The 16,554-nt window shown below is 62.9% G+C and carries 22 protein-coding genes; 2 read left to right on the forward strand and 20 right to left on the reverse strand.

Translation table 11 applies throughout. The annotated features are described in order from the left end of the window. Positions 1-8: 8 nt before the first annotated feature. From BPHY_RS37205 to BPHY_RS37215, 3 genes are all read right to left on the reverse strand, one after another. Positions 9-1,577, reverse strand: a complete 1,569-nt coding sequence (locus BPHY_RS37205; protein WP_012406609.1) for an LPD7 domain-containing protein — start codon at positions 1,575-1,577, stop codon at positions 9-11. Beyond that, positions 1,574-3,379, reverse strand: a complete 1,806-nt coding sequence (locus BPHY_RS37210) for a type IV secretory system conjugative DNA transfer family protein (protein ID WP_012406610.1) — start codon at positions 3,377-3,379, stop codon at positions 1,574-1,576. Before BPHY_RS37210 ends, BPHY_RS37205 begins: the two co-directional genes overlap by 4 nt. 187 nt (positions 3,380-3,566) lie before the next feature. Next, positions 3,567-3,920, reverse strand: a complete 354-nt coding sequence (locus BPHY_RS37215; protein ID WP_041766588.1) for a hypothetical protein — start codon at positions 3,918-3,920, stop codon at positions 3,567-3,569. A gap of 88 nt (positions 3,921-4,008) precedes the next feature. Between BPHY_RS37215 and BPHY_RS37220 the strand changes: the two genes are divergently transcribed. Then, on the forward strand, positions 4,009-4,299 hold the full coding sequence (locus BPHY_RS37220; protein ID WP_146174510.1) for a hypothetical protein: 291 nt from the start codon (positions 4,009-4,011) through the stop codon (positions 4,297-4,299). A 155-nt stretch (positions 4,300-4,454) separates the two neighbouring features. Here the strand turns inward: BPHY_RS37220 and BPHY_RS37225 are convergent, their stop codons facing one another. The 14 genes from BPHY_RS37225 to BPHY_RS37280 all read right to left on the reverse strand — a co-directional run bounded on the left by BPHY_RS37225 (position 4,455) and on the right by BPHY_RS37280 (position 14,271). Continuing rightward, positions 4,455-4,691, reverse strand: coding sequence for a DUF3717 domain-containing protein (locus tag BPHY_RS37225; RefSeq protein ID WP_015004627.1), 237 nt, complete (start codon positions 4,689-4,691; stop codon positions 4,455-4,457). Positions 4,692-4,856: 165 nt separating this feature from the next. Then, positions 4,857-5,090 (reverse strand): hypothetical protein, encoded by a 234-nt coding sequence (locus tag BPHY_RS37230; RefSeq protein ID WP_012406612.1) that lies wholly within the window; start codon positions 5,088-5,090, stop codon positions 4,857-4,859. After that, the gene (locus tag BPHY_RS37235) at positions 5,087-5,341 is read right to left on the reverse strand and encodes a hypothetical protein (RefSeq protein WP_012406613.1); all 255 of its coding nucleotides are present in this window, start codon (positions 5,339-5,341) and stop codon (positions 5,087-5,089) included. Before BPHY_RS37235 ends, BPHY_RS37230 begins: the two co-directional genes overlap by 4 nt. Next, the gene (virB11, locus tag BPHY_RS37240) at positions 5,338-6,375 is read right to left on the reverse strand and encodes a P-type DNA transfer ATPase VirB11 (RefSeq protein WP_012406614.1); all 1,038 of its coding nucleotides are present in this window, start codon (positions 6,373-6,375) and stop codon (positions 5,338-5,340) included. Before virB11 ends, BPHY_RS37235 begins: the two co-directional genes overlap by 4 nt. A gap of 15 nt (positions 6,376-6,390) precedes the next feature. Next, positions 6,391-6,885 carry a hypothetical protein gene (locus BPHY_RS37245; protein ID WP_107204345.1) on the reverse strand — a complete coding sequence of 165 codons (495 nt, stop codon included), beginning with the start codon at positions 6,883-6,885 and terminating at the stop codon, positions 6,391-6,393. Positions 6,886-6,905: 20 nt separating this feature from the next. Beyond that, positions 6,906-8,267, reverse strand: coding sequence for a TrbI/VirB10 family protein (locus tag BPHY_RS37250; RefSeq protein ID WP_012406616.1), 1,362 nt, complete (start codon positions 8,265-8,267; stop codon positions 6,906-6,908). Between the two features lie 17 nt (positions 8,268-8,284). Further along, positions 8,285-9,169, reverse strand: a complete 885-nt coding sequence (locus BPHY_RS37255; protein WP_233445556.1) for a TrbG/VirB9 family P-type conjugative transfer protein — start codon at positions 9,167-9,169, stop codon at positions 8,285-8,287. Positions 9,170-9,198: 29 nt separating this feature from the next. After that, positions 9,199-10,050 (reverse strand): type IV secretion system protein, encoded by an 852-nt coding sequence (locus BPHY_RS37260; RefSeq protein WP_012406618.1) that lies wholly within the window; start codon positions 10,048-10,050, stop codon positions 9,199-9,201. Positions 10,051-10,058: 8 nt separating this feature from the next. After that, the gene (locus BPHY_RS43715; RefSeq protein WP_167330919.1) at positions 10,059-10,202 is read right to left on the reverse strand and encodes a hypothetical protein; all 144 of its coding nucleotides are present in this window, start codon (positions 10,200-10,202) and stop codon (positions 10,059-10,061) included. A 20-nt stretch (positions 10,203-10,222) separates the two neighbouring features. Further along, on the reverse strand, positions 10,223-10,351 hold the full coding sequence (locus tag BPHY_RS43965) for a hypothetical protein (RefSeq protein ID WP_267896374.1): 129 nt from the start codon (positions 10,349-10,351) through the stop codon (positions 10,223-10,225). An 8-nt stretch (positions 10,352-10,359) separates the two neighbouring features. After that, a complete protein-coding gene (locus BPHY_RS37265; RefSeq protein WP_012406619.1) occupies positions 10,360-11,274 on the reverse strand; it encodes a type IV secretion system protein in 915 nt (304 codons plus the stop codon). Between the two features lie 23 nt (positions 11,275-11,297). After that, complete coding sequence (locus BPHY_RS37270) at positions 11,298-11,546, reverse strand: hypothetical protein (protein WP_012406620.1); 249 nt, start codon at positions 11,544-11,546, stop codon at positions 11,298-11,300. Further along, positions 11,536-12,213 (reverse strand): type IV secretion system protein, encoded by a 678-nt coding sequence (locus BPHY_RS37275; RefSeq protein WP_012406621.1) that lies wholly within the window; start codon positions 12,211-12,213, stop codon positions 11,536-11,538. Before BPHY_RS37275 ends, BPHY_RS37270 begins: the two co-directional genes overlap by 11 nt. Before the next feature lie 12 nt (positions 12,214-12,225). Then, positions 12,226-14,271 carry a VirB4 family type IV secretion system protein gene (locus BPHY_RS37280; protein WP_244257769.1) on the reverse strand — a complete coding sequence of 682 codons (2,046 nt, stop codon included), beginning with the start codon at positions 14,269-14,271 and terminating at the stop codon, positions 12,226-12,228. Between the two features lie 15 nt (positions 14,272-14,286). Here BPHY_RS37280 and BPHY_RS43720 point away from each other — a divergent pair, with 15 nt between their 5' ends. Continuing rightward, positions 14,287-14,811 (forward strand): hypothetical protein, encoded by a 525-nt coding sequence (locus tag BPHY_RS43720; RefSeq protein WP_233445526.1) that lies wholly within the window; start codon positions 14,287-14,289, stop codon positions 14,809-14,811. Here the strand turns inward: BPHY_RS43720 and BPHY_RS37285 are convergent. The 3 genes from BPHY_RS37285 to BPHY_RS37295 are packed head-to-tail and all read right to left on the reverse strand — an operon-like array spanning position 14,799 to position 16,293. Further along, on the reverse strand, positions 14,799-15,236 hold the full coding sequence (locus BPHY_RS37285; protein ID WP_012406623.1) for a VirB3 family type IV secretion system protein: 438 nt from the start codon (positions 15,234-15,236) through the stop codon (positions 14,799-14,801). The two genes, BPHY_RS43720 and BPHY_RS37285, sit on opposite strands and share 13 nt — an antisense overlap. A gap of 9 nt (positions 15,237-15,245) precedes the next feature. Next, positions 15,246-15,596 (reverse strand): hypothetical protein, encoded by a 351-nt coding sequence (locus tag BPHY_RS37290; protein ID WP_012406624.1) that lies wholly within the window; start codon positions 15,594-15,596, stop codon positions 15,246-15,248. A 43-nt stretch (positions 15,597-15,639) separates the two neighbouring features. Next, complete coding sequence (locus BPHY_RS37295) at positions 15,640-16,293, reverse strand: lytic transglycosylase domain-containing protein (RefSeq protein WP_012406625.1); 654 nt, start codon at positions 16,291-16,293, stop codon at positions 15,640-15,642. Between the last annotated feature and the right edge of the window lie 261 nt (positions 16,294-16,554).

The following is a 16,554-nucleotide window of genomic DNA, read 5'->3' on the forward strand; positions in this document are numbered from 1 at the left end:
GGGTTCAACTACGGTTCGAGTTCAAGCGGCGGTGCTTCGGGACCCGTTTCCTGTGATGGGTGCCCGGCGGTCTCATGAGCTGGCTGCTGTGCAGACTGGGAGCGCCCGCGCTGTTCACGCTCGATCTGTTCACGCACGGCCTCTACCGTCGCCTCGCTGACCTGCGGCATCGGCACGTCCAGCGGCCGGTTTGCTGCTCGCGCCTCGGCCACGGCGCTCTCGAACTCCCCCATGACCTTCTCCTGCTGCTGCTCGGGCAACCCCCTGATCTCATCGCGCAGGACCTCTCGCGCGGCCTGTTCCTTGATGCGCTCCCGCGCCGCGTCGAGCGCCGCTCGCTGTTCCTTTGAGTACTGCCAGTTGCCGTTCAGGAAGCGTTCGCGCGCTTCGTTGATCCGCCGCCGCTCGTCGCCTTCGCGGCGTGCGCTAGCAAGCGCATCACGCTGCTCACGAGTAGGCAGGCCCGGCATGTCCGGCGAGGAAACCAGCCATTCGTTACGGCGGCTCGTGACAGTCTTTGGCGCGATCTCGTTGCCCTGCACGTCGAACTGCCGCTGCTGGGACGTGACCGTCCTGCTGCCGCCTTTTTCGAGCTCGACCTGCTGGCCGACCTGCACACCGGCGTCACTGATCGCGCGTTCGAGGTCCAGGCCCCACACCGTGCGTTCGCCATTGACGGTACGCACGGTCGCGTAATAGCTCGGGTTCTGTTTGGCGTCGTGGTTGAATGGTGCCGGCCCGTGCGCAACGAGCACGCCCGCGGTCACACCGGCTGCCGGCTGCTCGAGCGAGGAGGACGGCGGCGCCGCCCGCGGGCTGGGGCTCCCGTCGGGCGTGGCGCCTGCCGCGGTCTCGACAGTGTTGATGCGTGGACCGTTCGCATCGCCAGCCTGCTCGCCGGCGCTGATGCGCATGGCTTCGCGCGCAGCCGTCAACATCGCGCGATCCAGTTCCTTCGGCCCGAAGCCGCGCGTTGGTACGCCAGCGAGTTCGGCCGCAATCCATGCCTGACGGCGGAATTCCTCCGTGCCCTTGAGCTGCAGCTCGCTCCAGTTCTTCGCCTTCGCGACTTCCACCATGTGCGTGATCACGCTACGGTCCTCGCTCGCCGTCGCGAGCGTGCGGCCGGTGTCCTCGAAATGCACCGTCTCACTCTTGCGGTCCAGAAACTTCCCGTCATGCGCAACATACTGGTTGCTGACTGATTTCGGTACGTCGTAGCCGGTTTTCTCGAAGATCGGTTTCGCACGGATGCTGTTCTGCGTCGGCCCGTCTTTCCTGCCGATCAGCCGCCCAGTGCCTTTAGCCGTTTTCACCCCTTCGCCGCTCTGCGCATCGCTCGATGCACTGGGTCTGAGCAGCCGCCTAGCCCGCTCGCGATCACCGGCGCGGATCTTCTTCAGGCGCTCTTCGGTTGTGCTGTCGACGGGCGTTTCCGGATGGCGCGGTACGGCCGCGGCTTCCGGTTCGTTCGCCGGCGGCGTGGTACGCGCGCGGATGGCCGAGGCATCGTCAGCGTTGGCCGCGCTGCGCTCGTGGTGATCAATCTGGTCGGCTGGAAATTCGATCTCGTTCATGCGACAACTCCTTGTTCAGGCTGCTGATCAGGTTGCGGGGCGGCTGGCGAATCGGAGTGCGAACCGGTCTGCAACGCGGCTTGTGAACTGGCTGTGTCCGCCCGTGCCGAAGCGGCCCCATCGGGCAGCACCTCGCTCAGGTACGGCATGAGCCGGAACAGCGCGGCGCGGATACTGCCGCGGTTGGTGAAGTGCCCGGCGCAGAGCACGCCAATTTCATGTTCGCGGACATCGCGCACCCCGGCTGTCTCTGCCGCGCCCGCTGCAGGCTCAACCTGGGCGCGACGCGCGGCATTCTGCGAGTGCCACCACTGCTCGACATCAATCTGCGGCACGGGCGCACTGAGTTCGCGCGCAACAAACGCGGCGTGCTTCATCTGCTCCTCGTTCGGGAACTTCGGTCCGAACCCGAACCATGCACGGCGACGGTTCGTCTTTTCGAGACTGGCCATCACCCCCAGCAGGTAGGGACTCTGCTGGACCAGGCGGTCGACGAGCTCGGCATCCTCGTAGAAGTACGCCTTGTCGCACAGGATCGGTTCGCAACCGTCGATCGTGATGATCTGCTTGCGGCTGGACAGGGCTCGCAGTTCCTGCGGCAGCATCAGCGGCCGGCCGTGCTCGGTCTCGTTCGTACTCGTGGACGCGCTGCGGCCGCGGCTGCGGCTGCGAGAGCGCGACAGATGCGTGAACGTGCCCAGCATCTTCGAATACTCTTCCGAGTCCTTCAGCGTGCGCGGCGCGAAGAGGCTACGCATCTTGCAGTTGATCGCCAGTGTTTCCGCACCGTGCCTGCCGTACAGCTTCGGATCCTCGAGCTGCGACATGCCGTGGAAAATCAGCATGAGCCGCAGGTTGAAGCCGGCGATGAACGCGTTGGCCGTATCGATGATGTCGATCTTTCCCGGTGCCGCAAACTCATCCATCATCAGCGCGCACTGGTACTTGAGCTCCGGATTCTCGGCAGGCTGCTCACGCGTGTTCAGGTCGATCAGCTGTGAGAAGAAGAGATTGACGAGCAGCGCGCCCGCCTTCAGGTCTCCCGGCTTGATACCAACATAGATGGATATGCGCTTCTTTCGTACCTCGCCCAGATGAAAATCAGAACGGCTCGTCGCCGCATCGACGACGGGATTGCTGAACACGTTTAGCGGCGCCGTCATCGTCGACACAATATTGGCAAACGCTTCCCTCGACTGCGACAGAAAGCGGTTGAGCGCGTCCAGACACTCGAAGCTCAGGGCAGGCAGCGTGTCGGTGGCATTCGCGCGCGTACTGACGATCGACGAGACATGCTCGCGAATCGCGCGGCCCTTGCCGGAGGCCTGCCGCAACACTTCGCCGAACGTGCACGGCAGCGACGGCGTTTCAAGGAGGTACAGCACGATCCCAATGAACAGGTTGCGGGCGTTGTCATTCCAGTACCTCAGGCGCGCGTCGACATTCGACGGATACAGATGCTCGCCGATCGTCATCACGTCACCCACGCGCGTATAGGCCGGTCGGCCAGCGATGTACTCGAGCGGGTTGTATGCGTGCGAGCGGCCATTTTCGGAAAACGGTGACCACAGGTAGACCTCGTGACCGCACTTCCTGCGGTAGCCGGACGTGTACATGAAGTTCTCTTCCTTGATGTCCTCGACGACGACCGAATCGGGATAGGTGAGAAGATTCGGGATCACCATCGAGACGCCTTTGCCCGAGCGCGTGCCGGCGGCAAGCATGAGGAAGTCCTGGCCGCGATACTTCAGATACTCGCCCTTGAATTTGCCGACGATGAATGGTGGATACGTGTGGGACATGGCATTTACCTCGTGGATAGCGTGAGGAAAACAACCGGGCTCGCAGCCACACGGCATGCATGAAGATCCACATTCCAATGCGCCTCACGCTGCGCCGGGCCCGCAGGTGCAGACAGGCGACGCAGCACTGGCAAAACGGTCATACCGGGCCGCGTTGGCATAGCGAGAGTCGAATCTGGCTGCACGATCACTTTTCCAGCAGGCCGGCCTTCACGATGTCGCGGCGCGCGGCGAAGCGCGCATTGCCGAACTGCGCGATACGTCCGCGCGAGTTCACCAGCGCGATCGTGATCACGACCGCCGGCGTGCAGCCAATGACGGCTGACAGCAGCGTGCAGACGGAGAGAGCACGTCTCACCGCAGGGACCTCGCCCCACGCCTGCCAGTAGTCGTACAGCGTAAAAATGCCAACCGCGCCCTGTGGGAGCTTCTGCATCTTTGCGAACAGCAGTCCGCCGAGATATTGACCGAGCGTCACTGCGGCCGCGACGATCACCAGCACGACGAGACACGGAATGAGAATGCGGAGATATTTCGGCATGGTTCGCCCCTGAGTGCCCGGTCGCTTCATGGTTGGGCTGATACCCCCCAGCATTGAACGCGGCAACGCGCTTCATCGGCAGACCGTCATGCTGGTCGGCGGCCGCGATCAGCAGGTGCAGGCCAGCGGCCGTCCCCTCGTCGCCGTGTTCGAGCACGGCCTGTGCGGCATGCAGTGCCGGCATGCGCGCGAAATTGAGTGGTCCGTCGCCACGCAGGCGATCGATGAGTCCGCGGTCTTTCTTCCGGTGATTCAGCACCTGCGGCGGATCTCCAGCGCAGGCGACCGCTTCCCTGTTGATAGAGATCGTATCGGTCATCGTGCCGTCGGCATGCTGAAGCATGCGCAGCGCAATCCTGAGCACGGTCCTGCGCGGTAACGCGAGATTGACCGCCGCCTTCCCGCGTACCGACTTGCCGCCCCGCTTGACCCCGCAGAGCGCGAAGCTTACGTGGTCCGGAAGATCCGGCCCGTAGCCCGAGCCACCCTCCGCTCCGATCAAACTGTCACCAACGCGGAATAGCGGATGTGTTGTCACGCCTCACTCTCCGTTACGCGTGCCGTTCGACTGAAACGCAAAAGACGTAGCGCAGAGCGCTCGGCCTCGTCGAGCTCGCCCTCTTCTATGCGTGCACTGCCCTGTGCGATTGCCGCACCATAGAGCCGTGCAAGCGCACGGCCCTCCCTGCTCGCCGCGAAAGCCTCTTCGGACGCCGCAGCGCGTCGCCAATGGCCTATCGCGGCTTCGATATCACTCATGCCAATATTCATCCGGCCTCCCGCATCGTTTCATGAAGCCAGCCGTCGAGCGGCCGGTCGCCGCCCTCGTGCGGACCTTGACCGGCACACATGGGTCAACGGGTGTGCTGTCGACCCGGGCTCGCCATCCTGGCAGCGGATTCGACGTCTTTTCCGCCCATTCGACTGGCGACCGGCTCATCGCGCATCCGCCTTCATCCAGTAACTGCGTACGCCACGCGCCCATGCCCATCCGTACACAAGGCACAGTGCAAGCACCCCATACTCGTGTGCGCGCCACGCCATGACGAGCCAGAAAGGCTGTGCGGCAAGCCCGAAGACGCAGGCCCAGCGACGCCGCTGCTCGCGCGGGTCCTGCGACAGGAACACCGCCGCGACGCCGAACAGGCCGATCACAATTTGTCCGATCACGCCATACGCTCCTGCGTCGCGCCAGAAACCGTTGCACCCGTCAGCTCGGCGTGCCGCGACTTCGCCGCGTCGGGTGTCGCGAACCGGCCCTGCGTTTCATTTCCATGCCAGAGCATGTGTGTCCACACGCCGTCGATGCGATAACGCGCGATCGACCAACCGCCGGGATGCACGAGCGCATGGTCGCCATCCCGTTGCCAGCCGCCGTGCGGCGCGCTCGGGCTGGAGGGTGATACAGCGCGCTCTTTCATGCGATGCCTCCCAGCAGTTGCCATTTGCCCACCGGGTCGTACCAGATTTCCGACAGGCGCTTGTCGCGCATGAAGAGCACGAGATCGATGGTCACGCGGACCTGATCCATGATGAATCGCCAGTCGAGCGTCTGACCCACCACGCTCTGCTTGATCAGCGTCGCGATACGGGAATGGGCCGACCTGGCGTCGTTGCAGTGAACGGTCGTAATACCGCCGGGCGTACCCGTGTTGAGCAGCGTCATGTAGTCCCATGTCTCGTCGCCACGCAGCTCGGCAAGAAACACACGATCGAACTTCATGCGCAGCGTCGAGCGCACCAGTTCCTTTGCGGGCAGCGTGTCGCTGAAAAACATGTGCACGCGGTTCGGATGGTTCGGCAGCGACAGCTCCGGCGTATCCTCGATCGTGCCAATCCGCTCATCAGACGGCACGAGATCGGACAGGGCCTTGTTGAGGGTCGTCTTGCCGGAGCCGGTGCCGCCGGCGAGCACAATATTGAGGCGGTTCGCGACGGCGAGCTCAAGCAGGCGCGTGACGTTGCGCTGGCGCTGCGCCTGAAGCATGTCCTGCTCGAACGGCTGCAGGTCGAGCGATGCCGGCGCCTCCCGGCGCGGCGACATGTCCCGGTAGCCTGCAAACCAGCCGTTGCGTTCGTATTCGTCAACGGAAAACCGCTGGTTCGATGGAATCCGGATGGTGATCGAAATCGTGTCCTGCTCGCACGCAGGCTGCATCAGCACGTGAGCGCGCTGGCCGTCGGGAAGGGCCACTGGGTGAATCGGTTCCTTCGTCGAGAACTTGCCACCCTTCATCACCGTGAGGGCGTTGGCGAGCTTGAAGCAGGCGTCGAGTGTGCAGGCGGGCGCCTCGTGCCGCTTCCATCCGGCTGATCCCTGTGTCCATATTTCGCCGGGCCGGTTAATGGCCACCTCGGTGAGACTGCCGTCAAAGAAACTGGCGATACCCATCTGCCGGAGGAAGCTGCGCGCGATGGTGCCCTTTTCGATGACATCGATAACCACTGCATTCATATGTACTCCTTCAGACTATGGCTGATGCAAGCTGGTAAAAAAAGCTTTCCGGATCGCCGTCCGTGCGATCCCGCCTCTGTGGCGTGCAGCTCGACCTGAACCGGGACCCGGTACAGTCGCCGTCGCCAGGCACGCTGCCCGCCTGATCGCGCACGTTCGCGCAGGCGACATCGAGACAACCGTCGCTACTGGCGCCACAGACGACGCCAGATGGTCGACCTCGATGCCGTTGTCGACTGTGGTCAGTACCTGCCGCTGCTGTGCCTGGTGTGAAAGCGCGGGGAATAAACCCGCCCCGGCACGGCCCGGTGCTGGAAGGATGGTTGTTGCGGGACGGTTAGTTGCATCCATACACACGTGCCCGTCGCCGATCCGGCGCAGCGGTAGAAGGTCAGACAGCTGGTACGGCCGGCGCGCATCGACCTTTTCGTCGCGCAGCTTCTCTTCGAACGCATCACGCTCGCCACCTTGAAGCGGGAAAGAGTCGGGAAACGCGATCCGCAGTTCCATCGTGATATTCCTCACGTTCGTCAGTGCCGGGCCGCCGGCGCAATCTCGCTGCCGTCGCTGTCAACGGTCTCGTACACGCTGCTCAGGTCAACGTCGCGCGCAACGAAGATGTTGATCAGAGATCCCTGGTTTGAATAAGCGGTGGGCGGGATGTTGATCGTGTTACGCAGCGTCTCAGCGGCGACGTCCTGCGTCGCGTTCGAACTGTTCGAGAAGGTAATGGTCTGGCCCGCTCCGATCGCCTTGTTCGCGAGCGCCTGACCAAAGTCGCCGATGAGACTCACCATCAGCGCCCCCTTGAAGCGAAGCCAGAAATGCTCGTCGATGTAGGCGGGAATGCCGGCCGCCCCGAGGGAATCAGTCGCCGGCGAGTTCAGGGGAATACGGACATCGCCGTCGTCGATCTCGTCCCAGATCGCGCCAATGACGCCCTGTCCGTGTATGACGGCGTCGCGCTGCTCGCCTTTAGCCAGCGCGCCCTTGCGAATGAGCAGTGTCGTGCCATCGTCAGACCAGACGTCATCGGCGATCGGACAGCCCACCAGCCCCGGCCGGTCAGTGCGGATTGCGGTGGCCTGCCCGCACCGGATCATGGTGTTCCGGCTGATCAGGTAATGACGGTCCGGCCGGAACGAGGCACGCATCGGCTGCAGCTTCGAGGGCTGCAGGGACTGGTCGAAGACCGATCCCTTGCTGTTGCCGGCATCATGGTTATCAGCCAGCCCTGCACCAGATGAACCGGCGGCTCCAGATGGCCCGCCCCGCAGCGCCGCGAGCCCCATGGACTTCGCCATGCCGGCCAGACTATCGCCACCGCCGACGCCGTTGCCCGTCGTGTCTGCGCTGCCGCCGCCCGCGTCACTGGATGCGAGCGCAGAGTCTTCAGGACCACCGGTGGCCCTGCTGTCGCCGGTCATGACCAGCACGCTGCCCGAGAGACGCCGCTCAGCGCGTGACAGTGGCCGCGTCCGGTTGTTCGCAATCGCGGTGCCCCGTTCGCCTACAGGGTGCGCCGCTGCGCCCGCCGGCGGGGCGAGCTGCTGCCTTGCCGCGGCGGCAGCCGCAGCTTCCGATGCGGCGCGCGCCTGATCAGCTTCGGCCCGCTTGATGCGCGCCTTCTGTGTTTCGAGGTCGGCCCCAGCCTCGCTCGCGCCGCTGTCCTTCGGCTTGTTGAGCGCCGCCTGTTTCGCGTCCTGATGGTGCTGGAAGAGCCGCTGCAGGTAGATCGTCACGCCTGATGCGCCCAGCGCAATCACGACCAGCGCGACCAGCACGAGCCTGAGCTTGCCCGCGCGCGTGCGGCGGCGTCCGGGCAGGTCCAGCGACGGCTGCGGCGCCGTGTCCGCGCGCCCGGCATTGCCGATTTCGTTGCGTTCGCTCATGCTTGTGCGCGCTCCCGTCAGTCGTCCACCCGATCGCGGCTGCCGTGCGCGCGTTCGATGCGCGCCGTACCGGGCAACGACGAGGCGGTGCGGTTGTAGTGGCCGTCCGGCGAGTAGCCGTCGTTGCGGATGCCCAGCACCGCCTGGCCGTAGCGGATGATGAATGTCTTCGAAACCTCGTGGACGACAACGGTGTCGCCTTCCATATGGAAATTCACCGTCGCCTCACTGCCGTCCGGCAGCTTCGTGAAAATCGTCGGCAGATCGCGCGCGGTCGCGTACCTGAAGTAGGTGAAACGTCCGTCGTCCCACAAGGCGGTAGGCGCAAGCGCGCGATCGCCGCGCATCATGTACTGCATGTTCGCCGCCGGCGCGGATGACCCGGGCGCACCCGGGGACACCGTTGCGCCCGTCGCTCCGGTTCTCGCCGGACCAGCCGGAGTGTCCTGCTGGCCCGCCAGTGCGGCGCTGACGGCCTCCCGGCGCCCCAGCTGTTCGGCCGCGGTCTTCGCCTTCGTGTCCGGATAGTCGAAGCGCAGGATCCACGTCGCGGGCTGCGCCCGCGATACATCGACAAGCGACAGCGAATAGGTGCGCCGGTTGGTCACGAGCACGAGGTTGGTTTCGGGTTGCAGCGCACCGGGCTTGAGCAGCGCTCCGCTGTCGTTGACCGACACGTGCCAGGCGCGGGCATCGCCAATGCCGCCGCCGTCTTTCAGGATGTGTTCTCCGGGCTCGAACTGGATCATCACCACACGGCCTGGCATCGTCGCCACGCGGTAGGCCTGGTCGGGGCTGTACGTCGCGCACTGGATATGCGGGTCGGCGCCGCAGCTCCGCGGGATTTCAAGCGCGTGCACGCGGCCACCGGCGAGCGCACAGGCGGCCATGATCGCGACCACGCCTGGCGGCGAGCGAAGACCCGCACGACTCATGGCCCGCTCCCGGGCATCTTCGATGCGGCCGGTGCGGGATCGGGCGATGCATCCGCTGGCGCGCGGGTGTAATCGCGTGTGACCTCGTAACTGGTACACCGAAACCCGTCCGGATCGATGTCCTGCTGATCCTGTTTCTCTGGCACATCGACGCGCGTGAAGGCCACCGTCGCAATCCACCAGGTCGGGTCCGGGCGCTTCGCCGCCACATTCAACGGGATCAGCTGCCGAGAGAAGAACACCTGCGCCGTCGAACCGACAAAGGTGATCGAGCCGACCCGGGCGATGATGCGCGCCTGGTCTTTGAGCAGCTTGAGCGGGCCGGCCGGTCCACGGATGAGCGCGTCATAAGCGTCCTTTTCACGATCGTCGCTCATGAACATCACCGCGCTGTGCATGTCCGAAATCGTCTCCCAGTCGTAGCTCTCGCGCATCTCGACATAGCGGCGCAGGTCCGCGCGGTCGGTTTTTTCAGTGAAGCTCACGTGGCCGTTCGCGGTCGTTGGCAGCACATCCACCTTGCCGGTCGTGTCGTTCACCCGCAACACCGCCGGTGGATTGGGTCTTTTAAGTAGTCCTAAAGCTGTTATGCCAAAAACAGCCGCGAGGGCGATGCCACCCGAAAGCACTGATCGCCGGTCGGCCACGCGCGCCTTTTCTTCCGCCATCTCCATCTTCGACCTCTCGAATTCCCGGGCCTGGTCGAGATACCAGCTGACCGCGTCACGCTGTGACCGGTCGACCGCACGCGCTGCTGCCTCCAGGTGCGCGGCCGATATGGGCGGCGTCGGGGCGCGCTTGCGCGAGCCCACGCCAGCCGCGAGCCACTGTCTGATTACCGATACCATCCTGGTCCTCACTTCGGGTCCGTGCGACCCGCCTGCTGGGTCAGCGGCTGGTTGACAGGCATCCACTGGCCTGTCGGCTCCGCTGGTTTCGGCGGAGAACTGCACGCCTGCAGGACAAATGCGAGCAGGCCTACGCGGAATATGGTCTTCATGCCTGAAATCCTCTCACCGGTCATTCGTGCAACCGGCGGTAGATGAACATACCGATGACGTTGAGCAACGCCCCCACGAAACCGGCAAACGTAACCCAGCAAACGGCGATCAACCACCAGCGGATCAGCTTCGCAAAGATATCTGGCATATATCCGCCTATGCATCCGAAAGGGAGCCACCCGTCTTGTACTTGCCGGCGCCACCCGTTTTCGCGGCCGCGGCCAGCGCACGTCCCAGACCACCCAGCTTGCCCGTCATGGTCGAAATGCCCACACCACTCGCCAGCGCGGAGGCCAGGCCCGGAAGATTCAGGGCGACGACGAAGAACACCACGCCCATCACGTCGATTTCCACCACCTGCTGCATCGATGGGAAGGCCGTCCCGCTCGGTGCAATTGATTTCGCGAAATTGACTTCGATCGCGCCGGCGCCTGCGAACAGGGCTACGAGCAACGCGTAGTTAAAGCACTGTCCCGCCCAGTTCCAGAAGTACTGCCGCACCGGCGGAAACAGCGCCATTGAAATGAAGAGTGGCCCGAGTGCGAGTAGCAGCCCGAGGGCGAATTTCGCGAGGATGATGTAGGCCACGGCCAGCCCCATGAACGGCGTGGCGAAAATGAGCATGACCGTGATTGCCCAGACCGCTCCAATGATGTGGAAGCCCTCGGCGGTATCGTAAATTTGCCCACAGGCGTTGATGTACGCACTCAACAAATTGTCGAGACCTGAAACCGGATTACTCTGCCCCGTAATCGCACCCGAGAGCTGCTCGCCAAAACCATTCACAGCCGGCACGATGTACTCGGTATAGAACTGGATGTTCATGCCGCAGGTCAGGATGAACGCCCAGGCCGCCATACGCATCAGGAAGTCGTTGATCGGTTCATCGTTCTGTCCCTGCCAGTATGACCACACGACCAGTAGCACGTAGATGCTGAAGCACGTCATCATCAACGGCGAAATAAGACTGATGATGCGTTCCGAACCTGAACTGATGGTCGCGACGACGTTAGCGTCGAAGTCGGACGTCATCCTCGAGAAGATCGTTGTGGTGATCGGCGTATACGACATGACAGGCTCCCATATTCCGATGATTACTTCTGCACGGCTTTTGCTGCCATCTCTTCGTCAGCCTTTTCCTCAGCGCGCTGCCCGGGAGTTTCTTTCTGCTGGAGTTTTTCGGGCGTCGTACCGAGGAACTGGGCTTTCCACGCGAGTTCGCGCTGGTGTGCGGCTTCTTCCTGCACGTTGTGCTGATGTCGGTCCCACGCGAGATAGCCCAGATAGCCGGCAATGACAACAAGCAGACTGACGATTGCGGAAAGGAGAGCTTTATTCGCCACTTGAACCTCCGAGGAACTGGTTTTTGAATTCGCGGTCGCGCTGTTCCGCCGCGAGCTTGAGTTCGGCCTGCTGCAACTGTGCGGTGAGCTGCAGGCGCGTCTGCTCATTGGTAACCATCGCTTCTTCGGCAGCCATCCGGTTTTGCAGGTCCGCCTTTTCGGCCGGATCCTGCGTGAGGTTCGACTGCTGCATCAACGACTGGATGTTATTGAGCCTCGCCATCGTCGCGCTGTACGACTGCTCGTTCATCGCCTTGTTGGCCGCGAGCACGTCGTAGTAGCGTTGTTGCCCCGGCGTCGAGGCGTCGGTCATGCCTTCCTGCTGCTTGATCGAGCGCATCGACGAGCTGATGCCGGTCAGGCTGCCGCTCCTCGCCTGGTCATAGATGTCTTGCCACTGTTCCGGCAGGTAGTGGCGCAGCGACGCGTCGTTCATGATCGTGCCCAGGCTGCTGTTACCGGTGAGTGCGCGGTACTGTGCCTCCTGGTTCTCGATCTGCTGCATCAGCTGCTGAACCTGCATCATCTGCTGGGCAAGCTCGGCGGGCGAGATGGTTGGCACACCTTGGGCGTGTGCGATGATCGCTGCATACAGGCAGAGCGCGGTGACGGCCACACGACCCACCCGCAGCAGGCGCGCCGGGCGTTCGACATCGTTGACGTTCACGATTTCCCTCCATCAGACAGTGACAGCTTCGTTACCCGCGTCGACGGCGCGTGCCGACGCATAGATGCGGGCGAGCTCGGCGCGCTTGTACTCGAGGCCACGCCGCAGCTCGTCTGCCCACAGCCGCTCATCGGCGCCGTGCTTCGCCGCGAGGCGCGTGCGCAGTTTGCGTTCGAAGACACGTTCCAGGTAGACCGGTAGCCATACGTCCGGGTCTTCCCCCAGTTCGGCGCGCACCGTGTCGCAGATCAATACGTTCTCGCGATCACCCGAAAACACGGCGATCGCGTCGTCCATGCCGCTGAGGTCAAAAACCGCGAACGCCGACTGGTTGCCCTGCTTGATGAGGAACCGGCGCGACGAGGGCGTGAGCTTCCTGAACTCCGTGAATTCCTTGCGCGTCATGCCGTCGCGGACGTACGCCTCCTCTTCCGCCGCCGGATCGGCCAGATACAGGTTGGTCGCAACCAGGCTGCGCAGCGCCGGGTACAGGTCGGCGGCCTTCTGGCCCTGCTCGGGCTGCTGGGTGATGAGCGTGATGAACTCCCCTTCCTTGCGGCCGCTCGCGAGCGTTTCCTCGATCTGCTCGCGGATCGTGCGGAAGCGGATCGGCATCCAGTATTCTTCCATCACGGTCTGCATGAGCCGGCCCTCACCTCGCATAAGCTTCTTGAGGTGGAAAAGCCAGGCAAACGCCGGCTCGGACGGTTCGTAGTTTTCGACGAGGAACGCCTCGACATCAAAGCCGATCCAGCGCTGCTCCGTCATGTTCAGCGCCAGGTTCGGCGGGTTGTCGAACACCCACCAGAACCTGCCGTTCTCGGATTTGCACCAGAGCGACAGACGCTGGCGCAGACTGTCATCGCCCTCATCCGGAATGCTGTCCAGCAGCAGGCTGAAGCGGCGCAGGCGCACGTCCTCGATTCCCATCACCGCGTCGACGGCGTTGCGGCACTGGATCTTCTCGGCGGCAGTCAGATCGATCTTGACGGATTTGCCCTGATGATCAACGCCGTTTCTGCGTCCGCAAAGCTCGACCAGCCCGTACAGAAACTCGCGATTCTCAGCCGTGTCGGCCAGCTCGAACGGCGCCCAGCCAGTCGGTTTGCCTTTCTCCAGATGGACGTAGGCGCCGCGCATCGCGCGGATGAACACTTCCCAGCCTCGCCCCTTGTCCAGCACGAACAGCAGCTGCCCGAACCGGGACAGCATGCCAGCGATGGCGGTCGCGACAGTCGACTTGCCGGCACCGGTGGTGCCTTGCAGCTTCACGTGCGCGGCCAGCTTCTCCGCCACGTTGACGTCGCCCTGCCGGCTCGCATGCGGGCTGAAGTAATAGATGCCCGATGCGGAACGGAATGGGATGACAGCTGAGCCGTCGCCGATAGGGTTGCCCTCGGCCTTGCCGGCCGAATAGTCGTGGCAGGTGAACATCGACGCAAAGTTGCGCGACGACTGGACCTTGGGCCGTGGCTTGACCTTCGCGCCCGGGACCTGCGAAAAATACGTGAAGGGCGCCGAACCGGTCGCGAGCGCCCAGTCGACACCGCACTCGTTCAGCGATCGGGATGCGAACAGGATCCCGTTTTCCAGCGCCTCCTGTGTACTTGCGCCATAGATCACGGCCGCACCATGGTACTCGCCGAACGACAGCTCGCCCGTGTTGACGTAACCCTGCGCATCGCGCAGTTCCCTGACCTGATGCTTCGCCTTGTCGCCGGCGGACTCCAGTTTGTTGATTGCCGAGTCGATCGTGCGGTTTGATTCGAAACCCGTCATGCAGTTAAAGGAATGCACAACCGTGAATTCGATCGGCAGTGAGAGCAACGGATCGAGCTGGCCGAAGCCCGGCTTCTCCGGAAAGCTGCGCAGATCGCGACAGGTGAAGAAGCGCCGGTGGTCCGGCACGCCCGGCCCGTCGATCGCGTGTGTGTCGTAGCCGAAGCGAAGATAACTGGACGGAATGACGTCAACACCTGGCTCTGCTGCGACCGGCAGATCACCCGTCACCCCGTTCACGAGATAACTGACGAAGCCATACAGCTGCGAAAACAGCATCTTTGTGCCGTTCATATGCGTGCGCTCATATACCGCGAGCAGTTCGGCCTCGTAGTCCGCAAACTGTTGCAGCGCCTGCTGCGCGAGCGACGCGATTTCCTTCAGCCCATCCTCGAAATCCTCGTACTTCAGGATGATCGAAAAGTAATAGCGGTTTCCAAAGAACCGGCCACCCCTGAACTGCCCGCCATGCTGCGTCGAAAACCAGTTCATGAAGGGGCTGTCGAAACGGTACTCGTGATCGGCGTTCACGCGCCGTCGCATGAAAACGCCGTGGTAACCAAGGCGCCCGCCATGGTCGCGGCCCAGTTTGCTCAAGATCTCCGTGTCGCGGTCGAACTTGCGGTCAAGCACCTTGTTTTCGAATACCTCGAACGGCACACCGTGCAGCGCAAGCGTCACCATGAAACGGTTTCCGTCGATGTGCTGCACATGCCTTGTGACCGGATGCCTGAACCTCGGCATCCAGTCTTCGACGGCGCCGATCGCGCCGAGGATCTCGCTCGAGACGGTTGGTCTGCTACCCATTACGGCTCCTGACCGGGCTCACGCAGCCGGCGCTCGCCCTTGCCCAATGGTTGGAGAAAATCGCGAAAGACACGACGCTGCCGGCCGTATCGCAGTGGCGCGAGCGTCAACGTATTGCCGAAATGCGGCGCCGCTCTTCCGGCATTCGCGCGCGCGCGGATGCGCAACTGCCAGAAGTAGAACCGGCAGCGGAACTGCAGCCACATGATCCACAGGCCCTGATCGTCGGTTTCGCAGATGTGCTTGAACCACAGCAGCACCGGAAAGCCGAGAAACACAAAGAGGAGGCCGCCCGGGCCGACGAAGAAGGCGATGAGCACACCCGTGAACATCGAAGCGACGACGACCACGAGCATCGCCATGTAGGGCACGCCCCAGATAGCCGCGGTGCGTCCAAGACCATTGAAACCGGGGTAGCGGGCTTTCTCGACCGACATGATGCGTCCTCAGGTAAAGAGGTTCCACAGGTACGGCGCGAGCACGCCGACCACCGCGCCGACCACCGCAACCTTGCCGCCAAGCGTGACGAACTCGCTCCAGTGAGAACGGTCTGCCCAGCACTCCGCCCCTTTCCATAGCAGCACGCAGGAAGCACAGACACCGAGAAACGAGTACAGCCAGATCTTGAACGTATTCGCACCCTCGGTCGCAGAATCAAGGCCTCCTCCGGCCAGAGCCAGTGCGGGCGCAAGCAGGACTGAGCCAAGCAGCGTTGACTTTGCAGCGCAGATAATGCATGCTGCATCATCCGTAAGTTCTGCTAACTTGATGGTACAGAATTTGATTTTTCGAAACATGGCTTCTCCTTTTCAAACGAACGCCGCGGCGCGGCCAGTCAGATCATTTGCTCGAGTCGCTATCACAGTCGAAGTCGCCAAAGGCGTCCCATGGCGGATGCGGCGCGTCCTGGCGTCGCGGTTTACCGTCCCGGTTAGATGGGCTGGACTTAACCTTTCCGGCGACAACCTGCGTTCTCGGGCCAGCCGGCCGGTCCATAATCACGGGTATCGCCGAAACAAGGTTGGCTGGCGTCTGCGCATTGGCGACGACACGCTGCACGTAACTGGATCCGCCGGACTCAACCCGCTCGCCACGAGCGAAGTTACCGCTGTAGTAACAGCTGATCGCTGCCCGCAGCGCACGTTCGCCCTTTCCGTACGAGCCGCTTGCACGCTGGTAGCAGTCGTACAGAATGGCGCCCGCGACCCGCAGGTTGGCACATGGGTCGAAAGCGGCTTCGTATGTGAGATCGTACCGGGAAAGATTGAACCGGTTGACCTGCCCAATTCCCAAACTGAAGTTTATGCCACGGGCAGCCAACGCACGAACCGTTGCAAGAGCCTCTCCGAGGCTCTTCGGCTGTCTCTGAAGATGACCTCCGACGATGCCAACGGCCAGGGGATCAAAAGCCGATTCCGTACGGACAATCGCCTGCAGGGTAGCTGCCTGCACGGTCGGCGCACATTCGTGCGCGAGAGTGGCAAAATCTATCACGCTTCCTCCTCCGCTCGGGACGCGAGCGCAGCGTGAAGCTCAAGAAGGAGCAGCCCGAGATTTGCGTTTGGCGCTCTGTTACACCGCGCAGCAGGTCACCGATGGTCGACTGTCCGCGTCCGCAAAGCCTCGCGAGCTCGAGTTGAGTAACCCTACCAAGCGCATGGTTCGTCAATCGATCAACGATGAGCTGCCAGTTCGTGAAGGAACGATAGCGGAAAACCGATATTTGCGTCAAGCGGAAAACCGATATTCAGCTAC

The organism is Paraburkholderia phymatum STM815 (genome assembly GCF_000020045.1).
GTDB classification, from domain to species: Bacteria; Pseudomonadota; Gammaproteobacteria; order Burkholderiales; family Burkholderiaceae; genus Paraburkholderia; species Paraburkholderia phymatum.

Coding starts and splice junctions, on each gene's coding strand:
- BPHY_RS37265 (WP_012406619.1), bottom strand. CDS start 11,274: ATGTCGTATACGCCGATCACCACAACGATCTTCTCGAGGATGACGTCC.
- BPHY_RS37220 (WP_146174510.1), top strand. CDS start 4,009: ATGCTGGTCGGCGGCCGCGATCAGCAGGTGCAGGCCAGCGGCCGTCCC.
- BPHY_RS37245 (WP_107204345.1), bottom strand. CDS start 6,885: ATGGAACTGCGGATCGCGTTTCCCGACTCTTTCCCGCTTCAAGGTGGC.
- BPHY_RS43715 (WP_167330919.1), bottom strand. CDS start 10,202: ATGAAGACCATATTCCGCGTAGGCCTGCTCGCATTTGTCCTGCAGGCG.
- BPHY_RS37210 (WP_012406610.1), bottom strand. CDS start 3,379: ATGTCCCACACGTATCCACCATTCATCGTCGGCAAATTCAAGGGCGAG.
- BPHY_RS37215 (WP_041766588.1), bottom strand. CDS start 3,920: ATGCCGAAATATCTCCGCATTCTCATTCCGTGTCTCGTCGTGCTGGTG.
- BPHY_RS37285 (WP_012406623.1), bottom strand. CDS start 15,236: ATGTCGGTCGAGAAAGCCCGCTACCCCGGTTTCAATGGTCTTGGACGC.
- virB11 (WP_012406614.1), bottom strand. CDS start 6,375: ATGAATGCAGTGGTTATCGATGTCATCGAAAAGGGCACCATCGCGCGC.
- BPHY_RS37280 (WP_244257769.1), bottom strand. CDS start 14,271: ATGCTGTTTTCGCAGCTGTATGGCTTCGTCAGTTATCTCGTGAACGGG.
- BPHY_RS43720 (WP_233445526.1), top strand. CDS start 14,287: ATGCGTGCGCTCATATACCGCGAGCAGTTCGGCCTCGTAGTCCGCAAA.
- BPHY_RS37225 (WP_015004627.1), bottom strand. CDS start 4,691: ATGAATATTGGCATGAGTGATATCGAAGCCGCGATAGGCCATTGGCGA.
- BPHY_RS37250 (WP_012406616.1), bottom strand. CDS start 8,267: ATGAGCGAACGCAACGAAATCGGCAATGCCGGGCGCGCGGACACGGCG.
- BPHY_RS37290 (WP_012406624.1), bottom strand. CDS start 15,596: ATGTTTCGAAAAATCAAATTCTGTACCATCAAGTTAGCAGAACTTACG.
- BPHY_RS37260 (WP_012406618.1), bottom strand. CDS start 10,050: ATGGTATCGGTAATCAGACAGTGGCTCGCGGCTGGCGTGGGCTCGCGC.
- BPHY_RS37235 (WP_012406613.1), bottom strand. CDS start 5,341: ATGAAAGAGCGCGCTGTATCACCCTCCAGCCCGAGCGCGCCGCACGGC.
- BPHY_RS37205 (WP_012406609.1), bottom strand. CDS start 1,577: ATGAACGAGATCGAATTTCCAGCCGACCAGATTGATCACCACGAGCGC.
- BPHY_RS43965 (WP_267896374.1), bottom strand. CDS start 10,351: ATGCCAGATATCTTTGCGAAGCTGATCCGCTGGTGGTTGATCGCCGTT.